The organism is Sorangium sp. So ce887 (genome assembly GCF_051521455.1).
In the GTDB taxonomy this organism is placed as follows: domain Bacteria; phylum Myxococcota_A; class Polyangia; order Polyangiales; family Polyangiaceae; genus Sorangium.
Genome location: NZ_CP150354.1, coordinates 8,417,721 through 8,439,946, shown reverse-complemented (window position 1 = coordinate 8,439,946; position 22,226 = coordinate 8,417,721). Strand labels below are relative to the sequence as shown.

Genomic DNA, 22,226 nt, shown 5'->3' with positions numbered 1-22,226 from the left:
AAGGTCCCCGGCTGGAATCAGCTACTTCCCCTGAGCGTTGTCCTGCCCGCGTATGCTCTGCCGCCAAACAAAAGCTGTCGCCTCGTTCCTCGTCGTCGCTTCGACCGTCCTCGCCGGCTGCGCGACCCACTACATCCCGAACACGGACGTCGAGGACAACGACGACAACCGCAAGATCATCTCGTTCTGCGAGAAGTACCGCAACGCGGTGGAGAGCAAGAACATCGGTGCGCTGCTCCAGCTCGTCTCGCCCAAGTACTACGAGGACGGCGGCAACATCGACGCGGCGGACGACCTCGATTACGCCGGCTTGCGCGAGTACCTCAACGGCAAGTTCCAGGACGCGCGCGCCATCCGCTACGAGATCCGCTACCGGCGCGTCCTCAGGGAGGATGACCTCATCTTTGTCGACTACACCTTCAGCGCCAGCTACCGCATCCCGGGTCGCAAGGGCGAAGAGTGGCGTCGCAAGGTGGACGACAACCGTCTCGAGCTGGTGGAGCACCAGGACGAGTACCGCATCGTCGCGGGGATGTAGCCGCTCGGCCGCTGCCCTGTGGCGCCGTCGAGCGACGCAGGGGGCGGAGCTAGTTCAGCGCGCTCTTCGATGAGGGGGCATCGAAGACGCCCTTCTCCTTCGCGGCGGCGAGCACGCGGAGCGCCGTGCGGTAGCCGCGCAGGACGAGCGGCTTCGCGGCGAACCGGTTCATGTAGCTGTATCGGCCGATCGCGGGCGCCACGTCGAGGAAGGTGACGTTCGGGTAGAGCTTCGAGAGGAGCTCGACGCCGCGGCGCTCCTTCTCGGCCAGGAGGATGCTGAGCGACTGCCGGACGACGCCGGGCGCGCCGCTCCTCGCGATCGAGCGCTGCGACTCGTCGCGCTCCTCGGGACGGTAGATGTTGGAGATGATCACGATGTTCGCGCCAGCGTTCACGGCCACGTCGGCGGAGAGCGTCCGGATCACCTCGCCGCTCAGGTGATAGCGGCCGTTGATGCGGTAGGGCCGGAACAGGCCGGGCACGCAGCAGCTCGCGGCCACCGCCTGGCTGATCGGCGTGGCCTCGTCGTAGCCCGGGCCGAACACGACGCGCTTGGCGCTGTCCACGTCGACCGCCGTCACGTAGACCGCGTGCGGCAGCTGTCGGAAATCGTTGATCGGCAGCGTCCGGCGCACATAGCGCTCGAGCCGATCGATCGAGAACACCCCCGAGCAGAGGTACCCCGGGTCGAGCAGATCGCGCAGCGCGGGCGGTCCGAAGAAGCTCGAGACGTGGAGGCGAGGTCCGCGGTGACGCCGTCTCCACGGGAGGCGGTAGGCGTCGAGCAGCACATCGAGCGGGATGTCCTGCCCGTACGTCGCGCTGACCAGCGCGCCAGCTCCCGCGCCCACGTAGATCTCTGGATGGATCCCGAGCTCCTCGCAGGCCTTCAGCACGCCGAGGTGCGCCAGGCCTCGCGCCGCCCCCCCGGAGCCAACGAACGCGATCTTGAGGCGGCTCATCGAGCCCTGATCTTGTCGGAGATGTGGCACAAGCGCAAAGCCTACTGTAGCTGGAAGTCCTCGAGCAGCCGGTAGATCTTGAATCTCGGTCCGTCTCGCCGCAGCCAGACCACGAGCTCGTCGCCGAGCAGCCGATCCGCCGCGATCCGAGCCGTCATGATCGGCACGCGGATCACGATGTCCTGGTCGTCGAGCGTCTCGGGCTGGATCGCTGGGTGTTGCGGCGTCGCGAGCACGTCCTCCGCCCGGAAGATCTGGAGCTCCGATTCCCGGTAGACCGGCTCTCCGGCGAGCTTGCCGTACTCGAGCCGCCGGAACCGCTGCTCCCACCAGAGCCCGGCGCTCGGCGGCTGCCCCGATCCGCCGGAGCCGGTGTGGATCGCGAGGGCATCGCGCGTCAGCAGCTCGCTCAGCGCCTCGCTGTCCTCGGCGATGATCCGCTTGAAGAACTCGGCCACGACGTCCAGCGCCAGGCCGACCCCGAGCGGCGTCCGGAGGGTCACGACGCTGTCGCTGGCGTCTGCCTGGTTCGCGGGTTGCGGTGGAGCGCTCGCCGGATCGATCGCCACGCCGTCCGGGCGGCGACGCTCGTCGGGGAGCTCGGAAGCGGCGGGAAACGAGGCCGTTCCTCCGAATCCGCACCCCAGGAGGGATGAGCCGATGAGCACGGCGATGAGCAGCGAAGGGAGCGCCGGCGGCGCTTGCGAGGCGTCGGGGACGCCGGCCGGCCATGCATGCACCCCGGCCCCCTGCGGGCCATGGGGGCGGTCAGATCGGCTCGATCGCTGGAGCATCGGCGCGCGTGAACGTCACGATCGCACGCTCGCCGACGTCGGTCCACCCCGCGGGGGCCTGGTCGTCGTCGAAGTCCGACGCGACGAGCGTCAACCGGCTCGCGGCGTAGTCGGGCATGCGCATCCGGCCGAGGCCGCCGTCGCTCAGGAGCCGCTCCATGTCGTCGCTGCCCTGGTAGATGCGGTACGCCATCGGCGTGCCGCCGTGGGCTGCGAGCAGGTACTCCGGGTTCGTGACCACGATGTTCATCGCGCTCGGTCCGGCCCCTTCCTCCGCGCAGAGCCGATCGACGAGCGATACGGAGGACCGGAGGGCCGCCCGCGCGCTCGCCGCGTCCACGTTGGGCCGATCAAGCTGGCCGCTGTCGTGGAGGAACGACAGGAACAGGTGGAAGAGGATCTCGCTGTCCGTCTCGCCGCGGACGTCGCGCTGGAGAAACTGCGGCAGCGAGTCGCTCAGCTGGCTCCGCAGCCGGGCGAACCCTTCGACCGTGCCCGTGTGGGCGAACAGCCACTGCCGGTAGCGGAACGGGTGCGTGTTCTCGGTGCGCAGGCTGCCGACCGTCGCAGCCCGGACATGCGCCACGAGGATGTCGGCGCGCACATCCTTGGTCATATCGACCAGGCTGATCTCGGGTCGATCGTCGATCGGCCGGCGCTTGAGGAGAATCTCTCCTCCCTGGTAGAAGCCGACGCCCCAGCCAGGAATCACGCCCTCCCTTCGCCGAACCGTGAGGGCACGGTCTTCAAGCTCGATCGCACGCGCGCCGAGATCCGGACGGTTACCGATAAAGCCGACGAGACGAGCCATAGCTTTGTCCTCGCGAGTTGGGCCGGGGGGCGGGGGCAGGGTCCGGCTCGCCGGTAGAGCGCTCCCTCATCTGCAAGCAGGGGTGGCTCCGTCGGTCGGCCGAGTGAGCGTGGGTCGCGGGTTGCGCCCTATGCTTTCTTGATACGACAGAGTCGCCCTGCAAGCGGAGCAAAAACGGATCCCCAGCGGCGACGCTGGTCGCGGGCACGGCTTGACCACACTGCCCGCCGCTCGTTCTCGTTGTGTCGGTGCCGCCGGTGCCGGTCGCGTTACCTCTTACTCACGCTCCTCGCACGGCGCGCTCCTACCTGCCGCTCCTTCCCTCTCCTTCCCGCTCCTTCCCCCGCGAGCGGCTAGCCTCGTCTGCTCTGCTCTACGCGTCGGCTCATCGCGTCGAGGCCGTGGCGCATCGCGCCGTGGCGCGCTTCCTCCAGCGCTCGGCCGCCCCGCCGGTAGCTCGCGCTGGCCTCGCGACGTGCGGCCGGCACAGGCGGCTGCTGCACCGCGGGCCGCTGCGCAGCGGCCGCTGTGCATCCGCGGCCTCGGGGCAGAGCGCGCGGCCGAGACCCGAGGAGCAGCCCCGCGCGGCGCGCGAGGCGCGGCAGAGCGGTGGCCAGACATACCGTCAGGACCTCTGACGCGCGGCACTAAGGCGAGAGCCGATTCAGCATACGCGGGAACGGGATTGTCTCGCGCACATGGGGCAGGCCGCAGATCCAGGCGACGCTCCGCTCGACACCCAGCCCGAAGCCCGCATGCGGGAAGGTGCCATACCGGCGCAGATCCAGGTACCAGCTGAACGCCTCGGGGGGCAGCTGATGCGTCTCGATTGCCCGCTCGAGTGTAGCGAGATCGTCGTCGCGCTGCCCGCCCCCGATCACCTCACCATAGCCCTCAGGCGCCAGGACATCGACGCAGAGGGCGAGCCGGTTGTCCGTCGGATCGCGCTTCATGTAGAAGGCTTTCACCTGGGCCGGATAGCGGTGGATCATGACGGGGCGATCATACCGGCTGGAGATGATCGTCTCGTCCTCGCCGCCGAGGTCCTCGCCCCAGGGAAAGTCCGGAACTCCAGACTCTGCCGCTATCTTACGTTTCTCCACGCGCGCCTCGTTCAGGAGGGCGACGGCCTCGTCATAACGAATGCGCGGGAACGGCTTCTTGACGGCCTCGAGCTTCGTGACGTCGCGCTCGAGCACGGAGAGCTCGGGCCGGCGCCGCTCGAGGACGCGCTCGACGATGAAGCAGAGGAAGTCTTCCGCGAGGTCCATATCCCCCTCGAGGTCCATGAACGCGACCTCGGGCTCGACCATCCAGAACTCGGCCAGATGGCGGCGGGTCTTCGACTTCTCCGCGCGGAACGTGGGGCCAAAGCAGTACGCCTTCCCGAACGCGGCCGCCGCTGCCTCCATGTAGAGCTGCCCCGACTGGGTGAGGTACGCCTTGTCGCCGTGGTAATCGGTCTGGAAGAGCGTGCTCGTCCCCTCGCACGCGTTCGGCGTGAAGATGGGCGCGTCGACCAGCGTGAACCCTCGCCCGTCGAAGAAGTCGCGGATGGCCTGGATGATGGTGTGACGCACGCGCAAGATCGCGTGCTGCCGCCTCGATCGCAGCCAGAGGTGGCGGTGATCCATGAGGAAATCGGTCCCGTGCTCCTTCGGGGAGATGGGGTACTCGCCCGTGGTAGGGCCGAGCAGGCGGAAGCCGGACGCGACGACCTCGACCACCCCGGCGCGCTTCGGGTGCGCCTTCACCTGACCCGTGACCTCGATCACGCTTTCCTGGGTCACCCTGTCCGCCGCCGCGAAGACCTCGTCGCCGACGTCGCTCTTCGCCATCACGCACTGGACGGTGCCGAAGCCGTCGCGGAGCTCGAGGAAGTGGAGCTTGCCGCTTGAGCGCTTGTTGTAGAGCCATCCGCGGAGCACGACCCTGCTGTCGACGTGCTCGCTGAGGTCGCTGGTAGCGATGACGGGCGAGTCCTGCATGGGGGCCCGAAATAGCACGGTTTAGTTGCGGCTGACGCCGGCTCCGGCCAAAAATGGCGCCATCGTGGCCTTCCGAAAGCGTCGCGCGCTCTGCGCGCCTGTGTTGTCCAAGCTGCTCGCCGCAGGGAGCATCCTGCTCGCCGCAGGTGGCTGCTCGTTCCTCTACCCGGAGCTCGCGACGCGGCTCCACGAGCCCCCTCCAGGGCAGGAGCTGCATCCTCCGCCGCCTGAGGACGTCCGGTGGCTCCGGATCGTCCAGGCCAGGATCCCGGAACGCACGCGGGACGGTCGAGCCTGGGATCCAGAGGCGGGCGGCCTCCCCGACCCCTATGCCCGCATCCTGGTCAACGGCGAGGAGGTCTTTCGGACCAAGGTGCAATCGGACACCCTGGACCCGACGTGGCCCGACGCTCCCAGCGGAAATTTTCATATCTCGCCCGAGGATCGGCTCCGCGTGGAGGTCTGGGAGTCGGACGCGCTCCTCGACACGCCGATCGGGGTACGCGACATCGGCCGGCCGACCGATACGCAGCGCGCCGCCGCGGAGATCGAGGTCGAGCTCGACGGGGGCGGCTGGCTCACGCTGGCGTTCGAGCCGGCCCACGCCAAGCTCGGCCTCGGCTTCTGGTACGAGCTGCACTCGGGCTCCGCGTTCATCTCGCGGACCTTGGAGGGGGGGCCCGCCGAGCGCGCCGGGCTCCGCAAGGGCGACGAGGTGCTCGAGATCGCGGGGCGGCCTGTGCGACGCCTGTCGGTCGCCGCGATCCGGGGCGTGTTCGACGCCGCGCCGCGCGCCGGGCTCGTGCTCCTGGTCAAGCACACCACAGGCGCGACCGAGCGGCTCAGGGTCCACGAGGGACCCATCTATCCGCTGTTCGATCGCTTCTCTGCCGCCGAGTAAGGGAGCCAGCGCGCCGTGAAGATCCCGCCGTTCGGGCTCACCACCCTGGAGATCCGCGAAGAGCTCGCCCCCCTGCGGAATGACTTCTCGATCGCCGTCTGCCGCGCGAAGAACCCGTTCAACATCGGCGCCATCATCCGCGTCGCGCACTCCTTCCTGGTGCGGGAGATCTTCCTGATCGGGACCGAGCCCTATTACGAGCGCGCCTCGATGGGCATGCAGAAGTACGAGACCCTCGTCGAGTGCCCCGACGAGGCGGCCTTCCTGGAGGCGGCGCGCGGCCGCCCGCTCATCGGCGTCGAGCGCGATCACGCGCGGCGGACCCTCTGGGAGGCGCCGTTGCCCCACGGGCTCGTCTTCCTCTTCGGCAGCGAGGACGACGGGCTGCCGCCGGTGCTGCTCGACGCGTGCGAGGACGTGATCGCGATCCCCATGTACGGGATCAACCACTCGTACCCGGTGGCGATCGCCGCAGGCATGACCTTGTGCGAGTGGGCTCGGCGGCGCGATCCGCGCGGCGGCGTGAGCCGCGCCGGCGGCTGAGCCGCGCCGGCGGCTGAGCCGCGCCGGGAGGCTGAGCCGCGCCGGGAGGCTGAGCCGCGCCGCCGCGCGGTGTCCGCGCGGGGCGAGGGGCCGCTACTCGCGAAAGCGCTCGAAGACGAGGAGCTCGCCCAGGAGGTCGTGATCGAGCGTCCCGGCAGGGCGCATCCCGAGCTTCTCGATCACCCGGAGCGACGCGCGGTGCCAGGCCGGCGTGGTGGCGATCACGCGCCTCACGCTCGCCTGCTGCAGCGTCCAGCGCAGGACGGCGCGCGACCCCTCGGTCGCGTAGCCCTGTCCCTGGGACCTGCCCTCGACGCCGTAGCCGATCTCCACCGTCCCGGTCGCGTCGGGCCGGCCGTTCAGCACCACGCTGCCCACGACGACGCGCTCTTCTTGCCCGCGCGTCACCATCAGCCGCGTGCCCCACAGGAAGGCGTCCGGATCCTCGCGCAGCCGGTCGAGGGGTGAGCTGAAGGCGCGCTCGACGAGCGCGCGCCCGGGCCAGGCGTCGGGGAAGCGCGCGCCGGAGATCGCCTCAGCCTCGAGGCGATCTCCGCGGATGACCGCCTCGAGCAGGGGCAGCGAGACCGGGGTCAGATCTAGGCGCTCGGTAGTCAGGGTGCTCATCGCGAACCTACGCGGATCAGATCACGCGTCGCGGCCTGCCGGAAGTCGAAATGGCGAAGGGCCGACTTCCCCAGGAGGAAGCCGGCCCTCGCCCGCCGGGCTTAGCTGCCCGCGCCGCGATCAGAAGTCGTGGCCGTGGCCCGCGTGGGCCCCGCCGGCCGCCGCCTTCTCGTCCTTCGGCCGCTCGGCGATGAGCGCCTCGGTGGTGAGCATCAGGCTGGCGACGCTGGCCGCGTTCTGGAGCGCCGACCGGACGACCTTGACCGGATCGATGACGCCCATCTCGAGCAGATTGCCGTAACTGCCCGACGCCGCGTTGTAGCCGAACGAGTCCTTGCCCTCGCGCACCTTCTGCACGACGATCGAGCCCTCCTCGCCGGCGTTGGCCGAGATCTGGCGGAGGGGCTCCTCGATGGCGCGGCGGATGATGTTCACGCCGAACCGCTGCTCGTCGTTGACCTGGATCTTCTCGAGCGAGCTCTGCGCGCGGATGAGCGCCACGCCGCCGCCCGGGACGATGCCCTCCTCGACGGCCGCGCGGGTCGCGTGGAGCGCGTCCTCGACGCGGGCCTTCTTCTCCTTCATCTCGGTCTCGGTCGCAGCGCCGACCTTGACCACCGCGACGCCGCCCACGAGCTTCGCGAGCCGCTCCTGGAGCTTCTCGCGGTCGTAGTCGCTCGTGGTGTTCTCGATCTGGGCGCGGATCTCCTGCTGCCGGGCCTTGATCTTGTCCTTCTTGCCCTGGCCGCCGACGATCGTGGTGTTGTCCTTGTCGATGATGACCGTCTTGGCGCGGCCGAGATCGCTGATCGTGACGTTCTCGAGCTTGAGGCCGAGCTCCTCCGCGATCACCTGACCGTCCGTCAGGGTCGCGATGTCCTTCAGCATCTCCTTGCGGCGATCGCCGAAGCCCGGCGCCTTCACGGCCGCGCAGTGCAGCGTGCCGCGGAGCTTGTTCACGACGAGGGTCGCGAGCGCCTCGCCCTCGACGTCCTCGGCGATGATGAGGAGCTGCTTCTGGCTCTTGGCGATCGCCTCGAGCACGGGGAGCAGGTCCTTCATGTTGGAGATTTTCTTCTCCGAGATGAGGATGTAGGCGTCCTCGAGGTTCGCCTTCATGGCCTCGGGGTCGGTCACGAAGTACGGCGAGAGGTAGCCGCGGTCGAACTGCATGCCCTCGACCACGTCGAGGGTCGTGTCGGAGCTCTTGGCCTCCTCGACCGTGATCACGCCCTCCTTGCCGACCTTCTCCATGGCGTCGGCGAGGAGCTTGCCGATCGTCTCGTCGCCGTTCGCGCTGATCGTGCCGACCTGCGCGATCTCCTTCGCGTCCCTCGTCTGCTTGGCCGTGCTGTGGAGGTGCGCCACGATCGCCTCGACCGCCTTGTCGATGCCGCGCTTGATCTCCATCGGGTTGTGGCCGGCCGCGACGAGCTTGGAGCCCTCGCGGTAGATCGCCTGGGCGAGCACGGTCGCGGTGGTCGTCCCGTCGCCGGCGATGTCGCTCGTCTTCGAGGCGACCTCGCGGACCATCTGGGCGCCCATGTTCTCGAAGCGGTTCTCGAGCTCGATCTCCTTGGCGACCGTGACGCCGTCCTTGGTGACCGTCGGCGAGCCGAAGCTCTTCTCGATGACGACGTTGCGCCCCTTCGGGCCGAGGGTGACCTTGACCGCGTCGGCGAGGGCGTTGACGCCCGCGAGGATCATGCTGCGGGCGGACTCGTTGTAGATGATTTCTTTGGCTGCCATGGTGTCTCTCCTAAGTTCCTGCTGTCGCCCGCGTCACTTCTCGATCACGCCGAGGATGTCGTCCTCGCGGAGGATGAGGTGCTCCTCGCCGTCGATCTTCACCTCGGTGCCCGAGTACTTGCCGAAGAGGATGCGATCACCCTCCTTGACGTCGAGCTTCCGCACGGTACCGTCCTCGCCGACCTTGCCGTTGCCGACGGCGATGACCGTGCCCTCGATCGGCTTCTCCTTCGCCGTGTCCGGGATGTAGAGACCCCCCTTGGTCTTCTCTTCTTCCTTCACGCGCTGAACGATCACGCGGTCCTGGAGCGGTCGAATCTTCATCTTGCGAATCCTCCGGGGACGAGCGGCCGCGTCCCTCGAGACGGCAGGACCCAGACAGCCCGCCTGAGCTGCCGCAAGGTCCCATACGATTGCAGTCTGGGCACTTTGCTAGCACTCACCTCATGGGAGTGCTAGCGAGCGCGCGGAAGATAGCCACCCCCTCCGGGGTGTCAAGCGCGGGCCAGTCCGGCACTTTGCGGGCTGGCAGCCAGGCGCTGGGGTGGCTGTAAATGCTGAAGATCCCAAGGAAAGGTGCGGGGTGTGAGGCTGGGCTCGGTCAGGGCCATCGGCTAGAGTGAGCCTATGAGGGCGGAAATGCGGCAGCAGCGTGACGCGACGCCCTCACGGTCTCCAGCCCGATGGAGGCCGACAGGACGTGTCTGGTTGGCCTGAGCGCGCGGTGGCCCGGGTTACGTCGGTATCCAGGGCGCCCGCGCAGGTGAGGTGCCCCCGTGAGCCAAGCGATCTCTCTGTCCCCGAGCATGACCCGCTACTTCCAAGAGGTTGTGGACGAGGCGCTCCGAGTTCGGAACGTCACCGCGACCGAGGCGGCGTCGAGTTACCTGGTCAGTCTGCTTTGTGCTTTCGCTCACCCGGACGAGCACGCCGAGTCCGCCTTCAACCAACCCCTGACCTTTCTCCTGCGCGATGCCCTGGAGGCCTCCGGAGCCGAGCGCTTCCGCCGGCTGCGCAACCTCGGCGATGGCGTCCTCTATGTGGTCGGCTTCTTCGGCGGCCACATCGAGCTCAAGGGCGTCGATCGCGGCTATGTGGTCGGGGTCGGGTCGACCGCCTACCACCATGCCGCCGCTATGCTGCGCCTCAACGCGCGCGTCGGCCAGGGCCCGGATGTCCTTTCGGAGATGGCCGAGAAATTCGAGCGCTTCGTGAGCGTCTTGAACGATGTGGCCGACGGCACGCTCGCGTCCGGTGCTCGGGATGAGCGCTCGGTGCTCCGGCTGTACGAGCGCTGGGTCCGCACCGGCTCCAGCCGCCTCGCCGAGGAGCTCGGGGCGCGTGGGATCGTGCCGGGCCGTGGCACGGGCGGGCTCAACTGATGCCGGGCGCGACCTTCCCCGGTCGGATCCAGCAGCACCTCGCGCGCACCTACGCGCTCGACGACGCGCCCGCCGTCGACGATTTCATCCGGCCGACGGACGGAAGGGCGCGCGAAGCGCTGCTGATCCGGCACGCGGACGGGGACATCGAGGTGGCGCTGCACCTGCCCCGCCGCGCGATCACGCGGGGGCGAGAGGGGACGTTCGACGAGATCTGCCAGATCGTCGAGGGGGTGAGCCACTTCATCTATGTGGCCGAGCGGGCGCGCAGGGAGCTCCCGGCGACCCAGCTCGAGCTCGAGCTCCAGGCCGAGGTGGACAAGTACGTGCTGCTCGTCCACGGCGGTCTGGCCGAGGAGGTGGAGCCTCCCGGCCCGCCGCTCCGGCGCCGCCGCGAGGTCGCTCCACCGGGGCCCGCGTGCTTCGAGCCCGAGCGCGCCGCGCGGATCCGCGCCCACCTGTTCGAGCGCGTCACCTTCATGGATCCCCCGGGCACGGAGACCGGCGATCGCTACCGGATCGCGAACGATCTCGCGGCGCGGTTCGCGGGCCGGCTGGAGGCCCAGTTTGCCCGCCGCGGCCGGCACGCCGAGCTGTTCGCCGCGCTTCGACGCTTCTACGCGGCGGGGCAGACGGAAAAGATAGCCCTCGCGCGAGCCGCTTGATCGCGGCCGCGACCGGCGCTCGGGGTCGTCCTTGGGGGACGGCTCCGAGCGCCGGTCGTGGCCGCGCGGGCTCGTTCTCTCTTGACCGGTTCGCGCGCACGTACTCTCATCCGCATCCACGATGCCTTCCGCGAGCATGATGCCGCCCCGTGTGCTGGTGGCCGAAGACGAACCGGCGATGTTGAGCCTCGTTGCGCGTCACCTGAGGAACCTGGGTTTCTCCGTGATCGAGGCCTCCGAGGGCGACTCCGCCTGGGATCTCGCGCGCGAGCACCAGCCGGACCTGGTGATCCTCGACGTGATGATGCCCGGCATGAGCGGCTGGGAGATCTGCAAGCGGCTGAAGAGCGACACGTCCGACGGCCGGCCGTTCGCGAGCACCGGCGTCATCATGCTCACCGGGATCGGCGAGAACCTGAACGAGATGACGTCGCCGCTCTTCGCCGCGGACGCCTGGTTGAACAAGCCGTTCGACTTCGCGGATCTCGATGCGCGGGTGCGCGAGACGCTCGCGCGTTACGCGAAGCAGCTGCCCGAAGCGAACGGCAGCAAGGGCCAGCCGAGCGCAGCAGGCGAGGAGCGCGAGACGGATGCGCCGCGCGCGCAGCAACCGTCCGCCGCGCGCGCGACCGGGGCGAAGAAGTCGGCGGCGAACGGCGCTGCGACGAACAAGGTGGCCGCCAAGCCGCCGGCGAAGAAGCCGGCCGCGAAGCAAGCGGCGCCCAAGAAGGCCGCGGCGAAGAAGCCGGTCGCAGGGAAGAAGCCGGCCGCGAAGCAAGCGGCGTCCAAGAAGGCCGCGGCGAAGAAGCCGGCCGCGAGGCAAGCGGCGCCCAAGAAGGCCGCGGGGAAGAAGCCGGCCGCGAAGCAAGCGGCGTCCAAGAAGGCCGCGGCGAAGAAGCCGGCCGCGAGGCAAGCGGCGCCCAAGAAGGCCGCGGCGAAGAAGCCGGCCGCGGTGAAGAAGACAGCCGTCACGAAGGCGGCACCCAAGAAGAAGACGGCGAAGTAAGCCACCCTGGGCCGCGCCGTGCGCGCGCCCGGTCACGTCGTTCCCATAGAACGCACGCGTTCGCCTGCTGGCGCCAGGGCGCAGGGGATCCATCCGGTCGGAAATCGGAGGAAGAGCCCTCGCGCACTCCCGGGAGCGCGATCGATGCCGGAAGTCCGCTGAGCGCAGTGGCTGTCCTGCGCGGGAATGATCGGGGTTCGCCGCGCGTCATGCCCTCACGCGTCGCGCGCAGCCTCCCAGGAACTTTCGGGCGCCTGACCCATCAGCGGGTACAATGCTGCGACGTTTCCTCTTCGAGGGCCCCCGCGGGGGGCGTCCGGAGCGCTGAGCACCGTGAGCGACTCTCGCACGAAGCATCTCGACCGTATCCGCAGCGCCGCGCTTGCCGTCGAGCTGAGGCTCCGGTTCGGACGCGCGCTGCGCGCTCTGCCGACCGCGCTGACCCTCGCGCTGGCGCTCGCAGCCGGGACGCTGGCGGTCCACAAGGCGCTCCCCGCGCACCTGAGCGAGCCGCGTACGCGGCAGATCCTGCTCGGCGCGGGGCTGCTCGTGCTGGCCACCCTCGCGCTGGCGATGCTGCGCCGCCTGCCTCCCCGCGCCGGCACGATCGCCCTCGACCGGCACCACGGTCTTCACGACCGGCTGACCAACGCCCTCGCCTTCGAGAAGCTGCCCGCGGCGCAGCGGACCCCCCTGATGGAGGCGGCGATCGATGACGCCTGCGAGCACGCGGCAACGCTGCGCCCCGCCGGCGCCGCGCCGCTCGCGTTCCCGCGCGAGCTCTGGACCTCGGCCGCGGTAGGCCTCGGCGTGCTCGCGGTGGCGCTGCTCGAGGTGCGCATCCCGCGGAAGCAAGCGCCTGTCGCGCAGACCATCGACGCGCTCGCGATGTCGCCCGACGACCTCGAGCTCTTCAAGGACGCGGCGAAGGCGCTCGACCGGCAGGACCAGAGCCCGGAAATGAAGTCTGCGGTCGAGCGGTTCAACCAGCTCATCGAGGACATCGCCAACAAGCGCCTCGATCGGACCGAGGCGTTCCGCCGCATGGAGGCGCTCGAGCGCGAGCTCCTCAAGGGCGCCGAGGCCGACCTGAAGGCGCTCGAAGAGGCGCTGAAGGAGACCGGGATCGATCTCAAGAAGAGCGACCTGGCGAAGGGCGTGGGGGAGTCCCTCGAGAAGAAGGACCTCGAGAAGGCGAAGAAAGACCTGAAGGAGCTCGCCGAGAAGCTCCGCGACAAGAAGCAGAAGTTCAACAAGGCCGAGATCGAGCGGCTGCGCAAGGCGCTCGCCGAGGCGGCCTCGCGCCGCAAGGAGGCCCTCGCCGCGATCAACGAGAAGCGGGCCGAGGTGCGCGAGCAGCTCCTCAAGCAGAAGCAGAAGGCCTCCGCGAACGAGCAGCAGAAGTCCGAAGAGGAGCGGCTGCTCAAGAAGAAGGAGCGCGAGCTGGAGCGGCTCGACCGCGACGCCGAGCAGAAGGAGCGGACGGGGCGCCAGCTCGACCGGCTCGACCGAGAGCTCGCCAAGGCCGCCGAGGATCTGATGCGCGATCTCGGGATGTCAGCGGACGATCTCGAGCAGGCCGCCGAGGACATCAACCGGATGCAGCAGGAGGAGATGTCCGAGCAGGAGAAGGAAGAGCTGCGCCAGCGGCTCGAAGAGCTCCGGGAGCTCGTGCGCCAGCAAGGGCAGGGCGGCAAGCAGCGGATGGCGAGGATGCTCCGCTTCGGCAAGCGCGCGCGCGGCAACCAGGGCAGCGGCGAGGAGCAGCAGGGGCAGGGCCAGCAGGGGCAGGGCGACGGCGAGCAGGAAGGCCAGAACGGTCAGCCAGGCCAGGGCGGTCAGGGCCAGGGCGGTCAGGGCAAGGGTCAGGAGCTGGTGATCGGGCCCGGCGGCAAGAAGATCCTGATGCCCGGCGGGCAGGGGCAGGGGCAGGACGGGCAGGGGAGCGGCCAGGGCAACAGCAACGGCGGCAATCAGCCCGGGGGCGACGGCGCCGGCTCCAGCCGCGGCGGCGAGGTCGCAGGCAAGCGCACCGACCCGAAGATGGGGACCCAGGACGTCCAGGCCCAGGGGCTCGACACGCAGCAGGGGCCGTCGAACAGCGAGGTGATCCTCAGCGCCGCCGAGCGGGGCTTCAAGGGGACCGGCTACAAGAAGGTCTTCACGGACTACCACACGGTCGCGGAGCAGCAGATCAACAAGGACCAGATCCCTGATGGATACCGGTTCTACGTGAACCGGTATTTCCAGCTCATCAGGCCGCGCGAGTGAGTCGAGCCGGCGGCTCGAACGCGACCGCGCCTCTCTACTCCAGCGGCGTTCCGCGACTCTAGCGGCGCTCCACGACAGCGGGCACGAAGCAGGAAGCTATGGCCGAGAAGACGAAGGAAGCAGCGCGGGCCGAGGTAGACGAGTTCCGCGCGAGCATCGGAGGGCTGCGCGAGGAGGTGGGGAAGGTCATCGTCGGCAACCGCGAGGTGATCGATGGGGTGCTCACGTGCATGCTCGCAGGCTCGCACGCGCTGCTCGAGGGCGTGCCGGGGCTCGGCAAGACGATGCTCGTCCGCACCATGGCCGAGGCGCTCGAGCTCCAGTTCTCACGCATCCAGTTCACGCCCGACATGATGCCCGCCGACATCATCGGCACCACGGTCATCGATGAGAGCGCGGGCGGGCAGCGGTCGTTCTCGTTCCGCAAGGGGCCGCTCTTCGCGAACATCGTCCTCGCCGACGAGATCAACCGGGCGACGCCGAAGACGCAGAGCGCGCTCCTCGAGGCCATGCAGGAGCACCGGGTCACGGTCTCGCGGCAGAGCTACACTCTGGAGGAGCCGTTCTTCGTCCTCGCGACGCAGAACCCCCTCGAGAGCGAGGGGACTTACCCGCTGCCCGAGGCGCAGCTCGATCGGTTCTTCTTCAAGCTGCACGTGCCGTTCCCGAGCCGCGACGAGCTGAACTCGATCCTCGAGCGGACCACCGGGACCGACGCGGTCGCGGCGCGCCCGGTCCTCAACAGGGAGCGGATCATCGCGATGCAGCGGCTCGTCCGCGAGGTGCCCGTGGCGAAGCACGTGCAGGACTACGCGGTGCGGCTCCTGCAGGCCACCCACCCCACCGAGGGAGACAGCCTCGACGAGGTGAAGCGGTTCGTGAAGTTCGGCGCGTCGCCGCGCGGGGCGCAGGCGCTCCTGCTCGCCGCGAAGATCCGGGCGCTCTTCGAGGGGCGGTTCGCGGCGTCGGTCGACGACGTGCGCGCGTGCGCGCTGCCCGCGCTGCGCCATCGTGTGCTCCTCAACTTCGAGGGAGAGGCCGAGGGGGTGAAGACCGACGAGGTGCTGCAGGCGATCCTCAAGCACTTGCCGGAGAGCAAATGAGGCGCCGCCTAGGGTAGCATGGGGCTCTTCGACGCGTTCAAGAGGGCCGCCGCGCCGCTGCGCCGGCTCTCAGCGCTCTCCGCCGGCGCCCCCGACGAGGAGCTCTTCGACGACGAGTTCCAGCGCAAGCTCGACTACCTCGCCATGGTGAGCCGTCGCGTCTTCTCGGGAGCGATGCGCGCGGAGCGGCGGACCAAGAAGACCGGCTCCGGGGTCGAGTTCGCCGATCACCGGGACTACGCCCCCGGCGACGATTTCCGGTACCTCGACTGGGCCGCGTACCAGCGCTTCGACCGGCTCCTCATCCGGCTCTACGAGGAGGAGGAAGATCTCTCGATCTACTTCATCCTCGACACGTCGGCGTCGATGGCGTTCGGCGACGGCGCGAAGCTGCGCCACGCGAAGCGCCTCTGCGCGGCGCTCGCGTACGTGGGGCTCGCCAACCTCGACCGCATCGCGATCGTCACCGCGACCGACGAGATCAGCGGGCGCATGCAGTCGACCCGCGGCAAGGCGCGCATCTTCAGGATCTTCCGCTTCCTCGGGGAGGCGCGCAAAGGCGGCGCGACCGATCTCGGGGAGGCGATGAAGACCTTCGTGGCGCAGCACAAGCGGCGCGGGCTCGCCGTCATCCTCAGCGACCTCTACGATCCGGTGGGCTTCGAGCGCGGCATCAACGTGCTCCGGTACAACCGGTTCGAGCCGTTCGTGCTCCACATCGTCGACCCGCGCGAGGCTCGGCCCGCGCTGCGCGGCGACGTGCGCGTCTACGACTGCGAGACCGGCGACGAGCGCGAGGTCACCGTGACCGCGAAGGTGCTGGATCGCTACGCCGAGGCGTACGAGCAGTACCTCGACGAGATCCGCCGCTTCTGTACGTCGCGGCAGGTGAGCTACTTCCGCGCCGACGTGTCCGTCCCCTTCGACGAGCTGATCCTGCGCGTGTTCCGCAGAGGCGGCTTCCTCCGGTAGCGATGCTGCACTTCACCGGCGTCCCGCTGCAGACTCTGCTCCAGATCGGCGCCCTCGCCGGCGCGGTGGTCGTCGTCTTCTACATCCTCAAGCTGCGCCGGCGGCCCGTCGCGGTCCCCTTCTCGAAGATCTGGGAGCGCGTCCTCCGGGACAAGGAGGCGACGAGCCTGTTCTCGCAGCTGAAGCGGCTCCTCTCGCTCCTGCTGCAGCTCGCGCTCCTCGCGCTGCTCCTGCTCGCGCTCGGGGATCCTCGCCCGCAGGCGAACCTCGTCGAGGGGCGCAACATCGTCGTCCTCGTCGACGCGAGCGCGAGCATGCAGGCCGTCGACGTCGCGCCCTCGCGGATCGAGCTCGCGAAGGAAGAGGTCAGGAAGATGGTCCGTGGCCTGTCCGGCAGCGACCGCATGCTGCTGGCCCAGATGGACGCGGCCGTCACGCCGCTGTCCACGCTCACCGGCGAGATCGCCGATCTCGAGGCCGCCGTCGCGGCGGTGAAGCCGACCGACGCCACGGCCGATTTTGCGCGCGCGCTGCGCTTCGCGGGCGATACCCTGAGCGGGCTCCCGTCGCCGGAGGTCATCGTCGTGAGCGACGGCGCGCTCGGCGAACCGGCCGACGCCGGCGGGCCGGTGCACCTCGGCGACATCAAGCTCTCGTTCTTGCCCATCGGCACGGGCCAGCGGAACGCCGCCATCACCGAGTTCTCGGTGCGGCGCTACCCGCTCGACAAGAGCCGCTACGAGGTGATGCTCGAGGTCACGAACACGAGCGACGAGCCGCTCGATCTCGAGCTGTCGCTGCTCGGCGACGGCCAGCTCACGGATCTGACGCGCATCCGGCTCAAGCCCAAGGAGAAGCTGCCCCGCTTTTACCCGAACCTCTCCGGCGCATCGAAGACGCTCGAGGCGAAGCTCGCGCTGGCCGACGGCAGCTCCGATGACCTCCCGGCGGACAACCGCGCGTACGCGCTCCTCCCCGAGCGGCGCCGCGCGCGCGTCCAGGTCGTCTCCGCGGGGAACATGTTCCTCGAGGCGGCGCTGCTCCTCGACGAGTACCTCGACGTGACGTACGTCGAGCCGCAGCGTTACCCGACGGCGTCGTCGTTCGACGTGACCATCTTCGACGGCGTGGCGCCGAGCGTCGCGCCGGGGAGCGGGAGCCTGCTCTACCTCAACCCGACCGGGACCACCCTCCCGTTCGAGGTAGGCAAGGAGATCCTGGACGACGACCCGAACTACCGTCTGGGGTTCGACGAGCTCGACGCGAAGCACCCGCTCCTGCGCTACACGGCGCTCAGCGACGTGAACGTCGCGCGCGCCCATGTGCTCAAGGGCAACAAGGAAGACAGGGTCGTCGGCCGGAGCTACAAGGGCCCGCTGCTCATCGAGGGGCGGCGCGGCGGCGTCAAATTCGTCGCGCTCGGCTTCGACGTCCGCGAGAGCGATTTCCCCCTCCGCATCGCCTGGCCGCTCTTCCTGCTCAACGCGATCAACGACTTCGTCGAGGAGGACACGAGCTACATCTCCTCGTTCCGCACGGGCGCCGTCTGGCACATCCCGGCGTCCTCGTCCGCGGAGTCGGCCAGCCTGGAGCTGCCCGACGGGACGAAGCGGGCGGTCCCGATCCAGGACGGGCGCGCCGTCTTCCTCGGACAGCACGCCGGCTTCTATACGCTGCGCGTCGGCGCCGCCGGCGCGCAGGAGGAGAGCATGTTCGCCGCGAACCTCTCCGCGCCGCAGGAGAGCGCGATCGCACCCGCCGCCGAGCTCAAGGTCGACGGACGCGGCGCGGGCGCGGTGAGCGAGTTCAAGATCGGCGTTCGCCGTGAGCTCTGGGTCTACCTGCTCGCGGCGGTGCTCCTCGTGACCGCGATCGAGTGGTTCACGTACCACAGGAGGGTGACGGTGTGAGCGCGTTCAGTGGCCGCAAGTTCCGCGTCGTCGCGTGGGCCATCACCTGCGCCGCCCTCGGTGGGATCCTGTTCTGGGCGTACCGGAAGTACGTCATCTTGCATCCGGATCCGACGCTCACGTGGGTGCGCGAGGGGGTGAAGTACGAGCTCCTCAACCCGAAGATGCTCGGCGCGCTCCTGCTCGCCCCCTGGTTCGTGGGCGTCCTCGCGGGATCGCTCGCCGACCTTCCCCTCCCGCAGCGCGTGCTCTCCGTGCTGCTGAGGATCGCCTTCGTCGCGCTGATCGCGCTCGGGCTCTCGCGGCTCGCGAGGACCGCGACCACGGAGAAGGTCGCCACCATCTATCTCATCGACGTCTCGGAGTCCGTCACCGACGAGTCGCTCGGCGACGCGCGCGCGGCGGTCGACAAGGCGTTCGCCGAGAAGCCGGAGGACGGCGTGATCAAGGTGATCACGTTCGCGCGACGGCCGCGGCTCGTCGAGCACGCCGCCGGCGAGGCGGCCGGCCGCGACGCAGAGCGGCGCGCGCCGGCCATCGGCCGCCACCTCGACGAGAAAGGACAGCGCGGCGATCTCGGCGCAGGCTCGAACCTCCAGGCAGCGCTTCAGCTGGCCTACGGGCTGTACCCGCCCGGCTATCTCAAGCGCGCCGTGCTGATGTCGGACGGCGTCCAGACCGACGGCGACGTGCTGGCCGAGGCCAACCGGGCGCGCGATTTCGGGGTACGGCTGTTCTCCATCCCGTACCGGCGACCCGCGCCGCCCGAGGTCGCGGTGCGCGAGCTCAGGATGCCGGACCGCGTCAAGGTCGGCGAGACGTTCGAGATCCACGCCGACATCTATGCCAGCCGCGCCACAAAGGCCCGTGTGCGGCTGTTCCAGGGGGAGGCGCTGAACGGCCTCGAGGGCATCCGGGATCTCGAGCTCAAGGCGGGGCCGAACGACGTCGTGTTCAAGAGCGTCGTGCGCATCGCGGGGCAGGTGACCTACGCGCTCGAGCTCGACCAGATCGCCGACGACAAATTCAAGGAGAACAACCGGTACGCGACCACCATCGACGTGCCCGGACGCCCGTCGGTGCTCTACATCGAGGGGACGCCGCAGCACGCCGGCCCGCTCTCGAGCGCGCTCACCGCGCAGCAGCTCGACGTTGACGTCAGGCCGCCGGCCGGCTTCCCCGGCTCCCTCAAGGAGATGGAGCGCTACGACTTCCTGATCGTGTCCGATACCCCGAAGGAAGCGCTCAGCCTGCAGGGGCAGGAGATCATCGAGAGCTACGTGCGCGATCTCGGCGGGGGGTTCCTCTTCGCCGGCGGCGAGTCAGGGTACGGCCTCGGCGGCTGGTACCGCACCACCATCGAGCGGATCCTGCCGGTGCGGATGGACAACGAGCGGAAGAAGGACATGCCGAGCGTCGCGATGGCGCTCGTCATGGATCGCTCGGGGTCGATGACCGGGCTGCCCCTCGAGATGGCCAAGGCCGCGGCGAAGGCGACCGCCGGGGTCCTGTCGTCCGACGACCTGATCGAGGTCATCGCGTTCGACTCGGCGCCGACCCGGTACGTGAAGATGCAGCCCGCGCGCAACCGCTCGCGGATCGCCGGCGAGATCGCGCGCATCCAGCCGGGCGGCGGGACCGAGATCTTCGCCGCGCTCGACGCCGCCTACCAGGACATGACCGTGACCCAGGCGCGCAAGAAGCACGTCATCCTCCTCACCGACGGCAAGGCGTCGACGGGCGGCATCCGCGACCTCGTGTCCGCGATGATCGCGGAGTCGATCACGGTGACCACCGTGGGGCTGGGGAACGACCTCGACGAGCAGCTGCTCAAGATGATCGCCGACGTGGGCGGAGGGCGCTTCCACGCGGTCCCCGATCCGAACAACCTGCCGCGGATCTTCACCAAGGAGACCGAGATGGTCGCGCGCGCCGCTGCCGTCGAGGAGTGGTTTCCGGTCACGCAGGTCGGCGACGCGGCGTTCCTCCGCGGCATCGACATCCGCACGGCGCCGAACCTGCACGGCTACGTCTCGACCAAGCTGAAGCCGTCGCCGGCCCAGGAGCTGCTCACGAGCGACACCGAGGAGCCGATCCTCGCGCGCTGGCGGGTCGGCCTCGGGTGGACGCTGGCCTGGACGAGCGACGTCAAGGCGCGCTGGGCCGTGGAGTGGCTGAGGTGGCCGGGCTTCGAGAAGTTCTGGGGGCAGCTCATCCATGAGCACATGCGCCAGAAGCACCGGCGCGAGCTCGACATGAAGGCCGAGATCGTGGACGGAGAGCTGCGCGCGTCGGTGGACGCGTTCGGGGCAGACGACCGGTTCGAGAACAACCTGTCCTCCCGGCTCAGCATCATCGGGCCCGAGCCGGGCGGGACGACGCGGGTGGTCGACATGCGTCAGACCGCGCCGGGCCGGTACGAGACGGCGCTCGCGCTGGATCGGTACGGCTCCTTCCTGCTGCGGGCGGAACACCTTCGCGAGGCCGAGGACGGCTCGCTCCGGCCTGTCGCCGTCAGCTACGGCCACGTCTCGAACCCGTACCCCCGCGAGTACGCAAGCTTCGAGCCCGAGCTCACGACCCTCGAGAAGGCCGCGACGTTGACCGGCGGCGCGGTCGATCCGAACGGCGTGGCGGCCATCTTCGACCCGGCCGGGGAGAAGGTGACCTTCCACGAGGAGCTCTGGCAGCGGTTCATCTATGCCGCCATGCTCGTCTTCCTGCTCGATCTGTTCGTCCGGCGGGTGCGGCTCTTCGACCGGAAGTTCGTCGCACGCCGCGGCCGCGGGGTAGGAGGCCGGAGCCTCCCCGCCGTATGACGGCCCGCGGCACAACCGAGCCCCGATGATCGCTGATCCCCCGTTCCGCGCCGCCGTCACGCCCAGCACCGGCGAGCATCCGTCAGGTTGCCCCCGACTCCGCTGCATGGATCGCTGTGCTCCAGACCGCTGGCCCGCACCATTTCGCGACGCGGAGGGGCTGTCTTGGGCTAGTTTCCCCTTATAGACCGGTGGTAGAGGAGCCCTGGAAAGCAGCGAAGGACGTGAACGCGCTCGAGGCCTCCACCTTTCGGCCTCCGGTAGGTCGTCCGCTCATCATCAGCGGCGATCCGCTCGCCTCGCTCCGCGGCCGGGGCGCCTCGGTCTCCTCCAACACCGCCCTCGGCCGGCTGCTCCGCGAGTCGCCTCGGACGATCGCGGAGCTCCACGAGCAGGAGATCGCGCTGGGGATCGACGTGGTCCGGGCCCTCACGTCCGCGACGACGACGCGTGCCCTGGCGCCCATCGGCATGGGGTTCCGAGCCGCCGCGCTGACCGGAACAGCGGTCGAGCTCGCGGCGGAGGCGGCAGGCGCGGCCGCTCGCCGCGTGGCGGTGGCCGGTATCCTGGGCCACACTGCCGCCGCGCCCATGGCCGACCGGATTGCGGAAGATTACGCGGTCCATGCGGCCAGGCTGGCGGCCGCCGGCTGCGAGATCCTCGTCGCTTGCGGCTTCGATCCCGTCCAGGCGGCGTGCGTCTCCCCCGCGGTCGCGCGGCTCGCGCGCCGCGCGGCGGTGGTCAGCGCCAGCACGACGCAGCTGGCGACGTGGGCGCTCGTGGAGCTCGACGGGGCCGGACGTACCGCCGACGGCGAGGGCTTCGAGGAGGTCGCCCGGGGGGCGCTCGACAGCGGCGCGGACGCGCTGCTCTTCGAGATCGCGTCGGTCGACCTCGGGCTCAACATCCTCCGGCGCCTCGAGGGCGTCGCCCACGAGGCCCAGGTCGGCGTGCTGCTCGGCGTCGAGCCCGCGCATGGAGAGGGGGCCGAACGCCCCTCGCCCGCCGAGGCGTGCGACGCCTGGGCCGTGTCCGCGGCGCGGCTCATCGAGGCGGGCGCGCGAATGCTCGGGGGAGGGACGGGGACAACGCTGGCGCACCTCGGTGCGCTCGCGAAGATGCTCCGTACGACGCAGCGCGCGCCCCTGCTTAGGCGTGCGCTCTAGGCGAGAACGAAACAAAC

Annotated in this window: 19 protein-coding genes; 12 read left to right on the top strand and 7 right to left on the bottom strand. The window is 69.5% G+C overall.

The window, feature by feature from the left end:
* The first annotated feature begins 52 nt into the window (after nucleotides 1-52).
* Nucleotides 53-538 (top strand): hypothetical protein, encoded by a 486-nt coding sequence (locus WMF36_RS31360; RefSeq protein ID WP_437574436.1) that lies wholly within the window; start codon nucleotides 53-55, stop codon nucleotides 536-538.
* Nucleotides 539-587: 49 nt separating this feature from the next.
* Here WMF36_RS31360 and WMF36_RS31355 read toward each other — a convergent pair whose 3' ends face one another.
* From WMF36_RS31355 to asnS, 4 genes are all read right to left on the bottom strand, one after another.
* Nucleotides 588-1,502 carry a patatin-like phospholipase family protein gene (locus WMF36_RS31355; protein ID WP_437574435.1) on the bottom strand — a complete coding sequence of 305 codons (915 nt, stop codon included), beginning with the start codon at nucleotides 1,500-1,502 and terminating at the stop codon, nucleotides 588-590.
* A gap of 41 nt (nucleotides 1,503-1,543) precedes the next feature.
* Nucleotides 1,544-2,242, bottom strand: coding sequence for a hypothetical protein (locus tag WMF36_RS31350; protein WP_437574434.1), 699 nt, complete (start codon nucleotides 2,240-2,242; stop codon nucleotides 1,544-1,546).
* Between the two features lie 28 nt (nucleotides 2,243-2,270).
* Entirely contained in the window at nucleotides 2,271-3,008 is a 738-nt protein-coding gene (locus tag WMF36_RS31345; RefSeq protein WP_437478787.1) for a class II glutamine amidotransferase, read from the bottom strand.
* A 746-nt stretch (nucleotides 3,009-3,754) separates the two neighbouring features.
* Nucleotides 3,755-5,095, bottom strand: coding sequence for an asparagine--tRNA ligase (gene asnS, locus WMF36_RS31340; protein ID WP_437574433.1), 1,341 nt, complete (start codon nucleotides 5,093-5,095; stop codon nucleotides 3,755-3,757).
* A 64-nt stretch (nucleotides 5,096-5,159) separates the two neighbouring features.
* Between asnS and WMF36_RS31335 the strand changes: the two genes are divergently transcribed.
* Nucleotides 5,160-5,996, top strand: a complete 837-nt coding sequence (locus WMF36_RS31335) for a PDZ domain-containing protein (RefSeq protein WP_437574432.1) — start codon at nucleotides 5,160-5,162, stop codon at nucleotides 5,994-5,996.
* Nucleotides 5,997-6,011: 15 nt separating this feature from the next.
* Nucleotides 6,012-6,539 (top strand): TrmH family RNA methyltransferase, encoded by a 528-nt coding sequence (locus tag WMF36_RS31330; protein WP_437478781.1) that lies wholly within the window; start codon nucleotides 6,012-6,014, stop codon nucleotides 6,537-6,539.
* Nucleotides 6,540-6,632: 93 nt separating this feature from the next.
* Here WMF36_RS31330 and WMF36_RS31325 read toward each other — a convergent pair whose 3' ends face one another.
* The 3 genes from WMF36_RS31325 to groES all read right to left on the bottom strand — a co-directional run bounded on the left by WMF36_RS31325 (nucleotide 6,633) and on the right by groES (nucleotide 9,239).
* Complete coding sequence (locus WMF36_RS31325; protein WP_437478779.1) at nucleotides 6,633-7,166, bottom strand: GNAT family N-acetyltransferase; 534 nt, start codon at nucleotides 7,164-7,166, stop codon at nucleotides 6,633-6,635.
* 120 nt (nucleotides 7,167-7,286) lie between these two features.
* A complete protein-coding gene (gene groL, locus WMF36_RS31320; RefSeq protein ID WP_437574431.1) occupies nucleotides 7,287-8,915 on the bottom strand; it encodes a chaperonin GroEL in 1,629 nt (542 codons plus the stop codon).
* A gap of 33 nt (nucleotides 8,916-8,948) precedes the next feature.
* On the bottom strand, nucleotides 8,949-9,239 hold the full coding sequence (gene groES / locus WMF36_RS31315) for a co-chaperone GroES (protein WP_437478775.1): 291 nt from the start codon (nucleotides 9,237-9,239) through the stop codon (nucleotides 8,949-8,951).
* A 452-nt stretch (nucleotides 9,240-9,691) separates the two neighbouring features.
* Between groES and WMF36_RS31310 the strand changes: the two genes are divergently transcribed.
* From WMF36_RS31310 to WMF36_RS31270, 9 genes are all read left to right on the top strand, one after another.
* Nucleotides 9,692-10,297, top strand: coding sequence for a hypothetical protein (locus WMF36_RS31310; protein WP_437574430.1), 606 nt, complete (start codon nucleotides 9,692-9,694; stop codon nucleotides 10,295-10,297).
* The gene (locus tag WMF36_RS31305) at nucleotides 10,297-10,962 is read left to right on the top strand and encodes a hypothetical protein (RefSeq protein WP_437574429.1); all 666 of its coding nucleotides are present in this window, start codon (nucleotides 10,297-10,299) and stop codon (nucleotides 10,960-10,962) included. The genes WMF36_RS31310 and WMF36_RS31305 overlap by 1 nt, the downstream gene beginning before the upstream one ends.
* Before the next feature lie 121 nt (nucleotides 10,963-11,083).
* Complete coding sequence (locus WMF36_RS31300) at nucleotides 11,084-11,968, top strand: response regulator transcription factor (protein ID WP_437574428.1); 885 nt, start codon at nucleotides 11,084-11,086, stop codon at nucleotides 11,966-11,968.
* A 333-nt stretch (nucleotides 11,969-12,301) separates the two neighbouring features.
* A complete protein-coding gene (locus WMF36_RS31295; RefSeq protein WP_437574427.1) occupies nucleotides 12,302-14,239 on the top strand; it encodes a hypothetical protein in 1,938 nt (645 codons plus the stop codon).
* A gap of 98 nt (nucleotides 14,240-14,337) precedes the next feature.
* Nucleotides 14,338-15,342 (top strand): AAA family ATPase, encoded by a 1,005-nt coding sequence (locus WMF36_RS31290; protein WP_437574426.1) that lies wholly within the window; start codon nucleotides 14,338-14,340, stop codon nucleotides 15,340-15,342.
* Between the two features lie 18 nt (nucleotides 15,343-15,360).
* A complete protein-coding gene (locus tag WMF36_RS31285; RefSeq protein ID WP_437574425.1) occupies nucleotides 15,361-16,314 on the top strand; it encodes a DUF58 domain-containing protein in 954 nt (317 codons plus the stop codon).
* 2 nt (nucleotides 16,315-16,316) lie between these two features.
* A complete protein-coding gene (locus WMF36_RS31280; protein WP_437574424.1) occupies nucleotides 16,317-18,224 on the top strand; it encodes a vWA domain-containing protein in 1,908 nt (635 codons plus the stop codon).
* Entirely contained in the window at nucleotides 18,221-21,043 is a 2,823-nt protein-coding gene (locus tag WMF36_RS31275; RefSeq protein ID WP_437574423.1) for a VWA domain-containing protein, read from the top strand. The genes WMF36_RS31280 and WMF36_RS31275 overlap by 4 nt, the downstream gene beginning before the upstream one ends.
* 191 nt (nucleotides 21,044-21,234) lie before the next feature.
* The gene (locus WMF36_RS31270) at nucleotides 21,235-22,209 is read left to right on the top strand and encodes a homocysteine S-methyltransferase family protein (protein ID WP_437574422.1); all 975 of its coding nucleotides are present in this window, start codon (nucleotides 21,235-21,237) and stop codon (nucleotides 22,207-22,209) included.
* Nucleotides 22,210-22,226: the final 17 nt, after the last annotated feature.

Bases quoted from the DNA above. Each gene is read 5' to 3' on its own strand.
- WMF36_RS31290 (WP_437574426.1), top strand. From the start codon at position 14,338: ATGGCCGAGAAGACGAAGGAAGCAGCGCGGGCCGAGGTAGACGAGTTC.
- WMF36_RS31360 (WP_437574436.1), top strand. From the start codon at position 53: ATGCTCTGCCGCCAAACAAAAGCTGTCGCCTCGTTCCTCGTCGTCGCT.
- WMF36_RS31280 (WP_437574424.1), top strand. From the start codon at position 16,317: ATGCTGCACTTCACCGGCGTCCCGCTGCAGACTCTGCTCCAGATCGGC.
- asnS (WP_437574433.1), bottom strand. From the start codon at position 5,095: ATGCAGGACTCGCCCGTCATCGCTACCAGCGACCTCAGCGAGCACGTC.
- groES (WP_437478775.1), bottom strand. From the start codon at position 9,239: ATGAAGATTCGACCGCTCCAGGACCGCGTGATCGTTCAGCGCGTGAAG.
- WMF36_RS31355 (WP_437574435.1), bottom strand. From the start codon at position 1,502: ATGAGCCGCCTCAAGATCGCGTTCGTTGGCTCCGGGGGGGCGGCGCGA.
- WMF36_RS31300 (WP_437574428.1), top strand. From the start codon at position 11,084: ATGCCTTCCGCGAGCATGATGCCGCCCCGTGTGCTGGTGGCCGAAGAC.
- WMF36_RS31325 (WP_437478779.1), bottom strand. From the start codon at position 7,166: ATGAGCACCCTGACTACCGAGCGCCTAGATCTGACCCCGGTCTCGCTG.
- WMF36_RS31305 (WP_437574429.1), top strand. From the start codon at position 10,297: ATGCCGGGCGCGACCTTCCCCGGTCGGATCCAGCAGCACCTCGCGCGC.
- groL (WP_437574431.1), bottom strand. From the start codon at position 8,915: ATGGCAGCCAAAGAAATCATCTACAACGAGTCCGCCCGCAGCATGATC.
- WMF36_RS31285 (WP_437574425.1), top strand. From the start codon at position 15,361: ATGGGGCTCTTCGACGCGTTCAAGAGGGCCGCCGCGCCGCTGCGCCGG.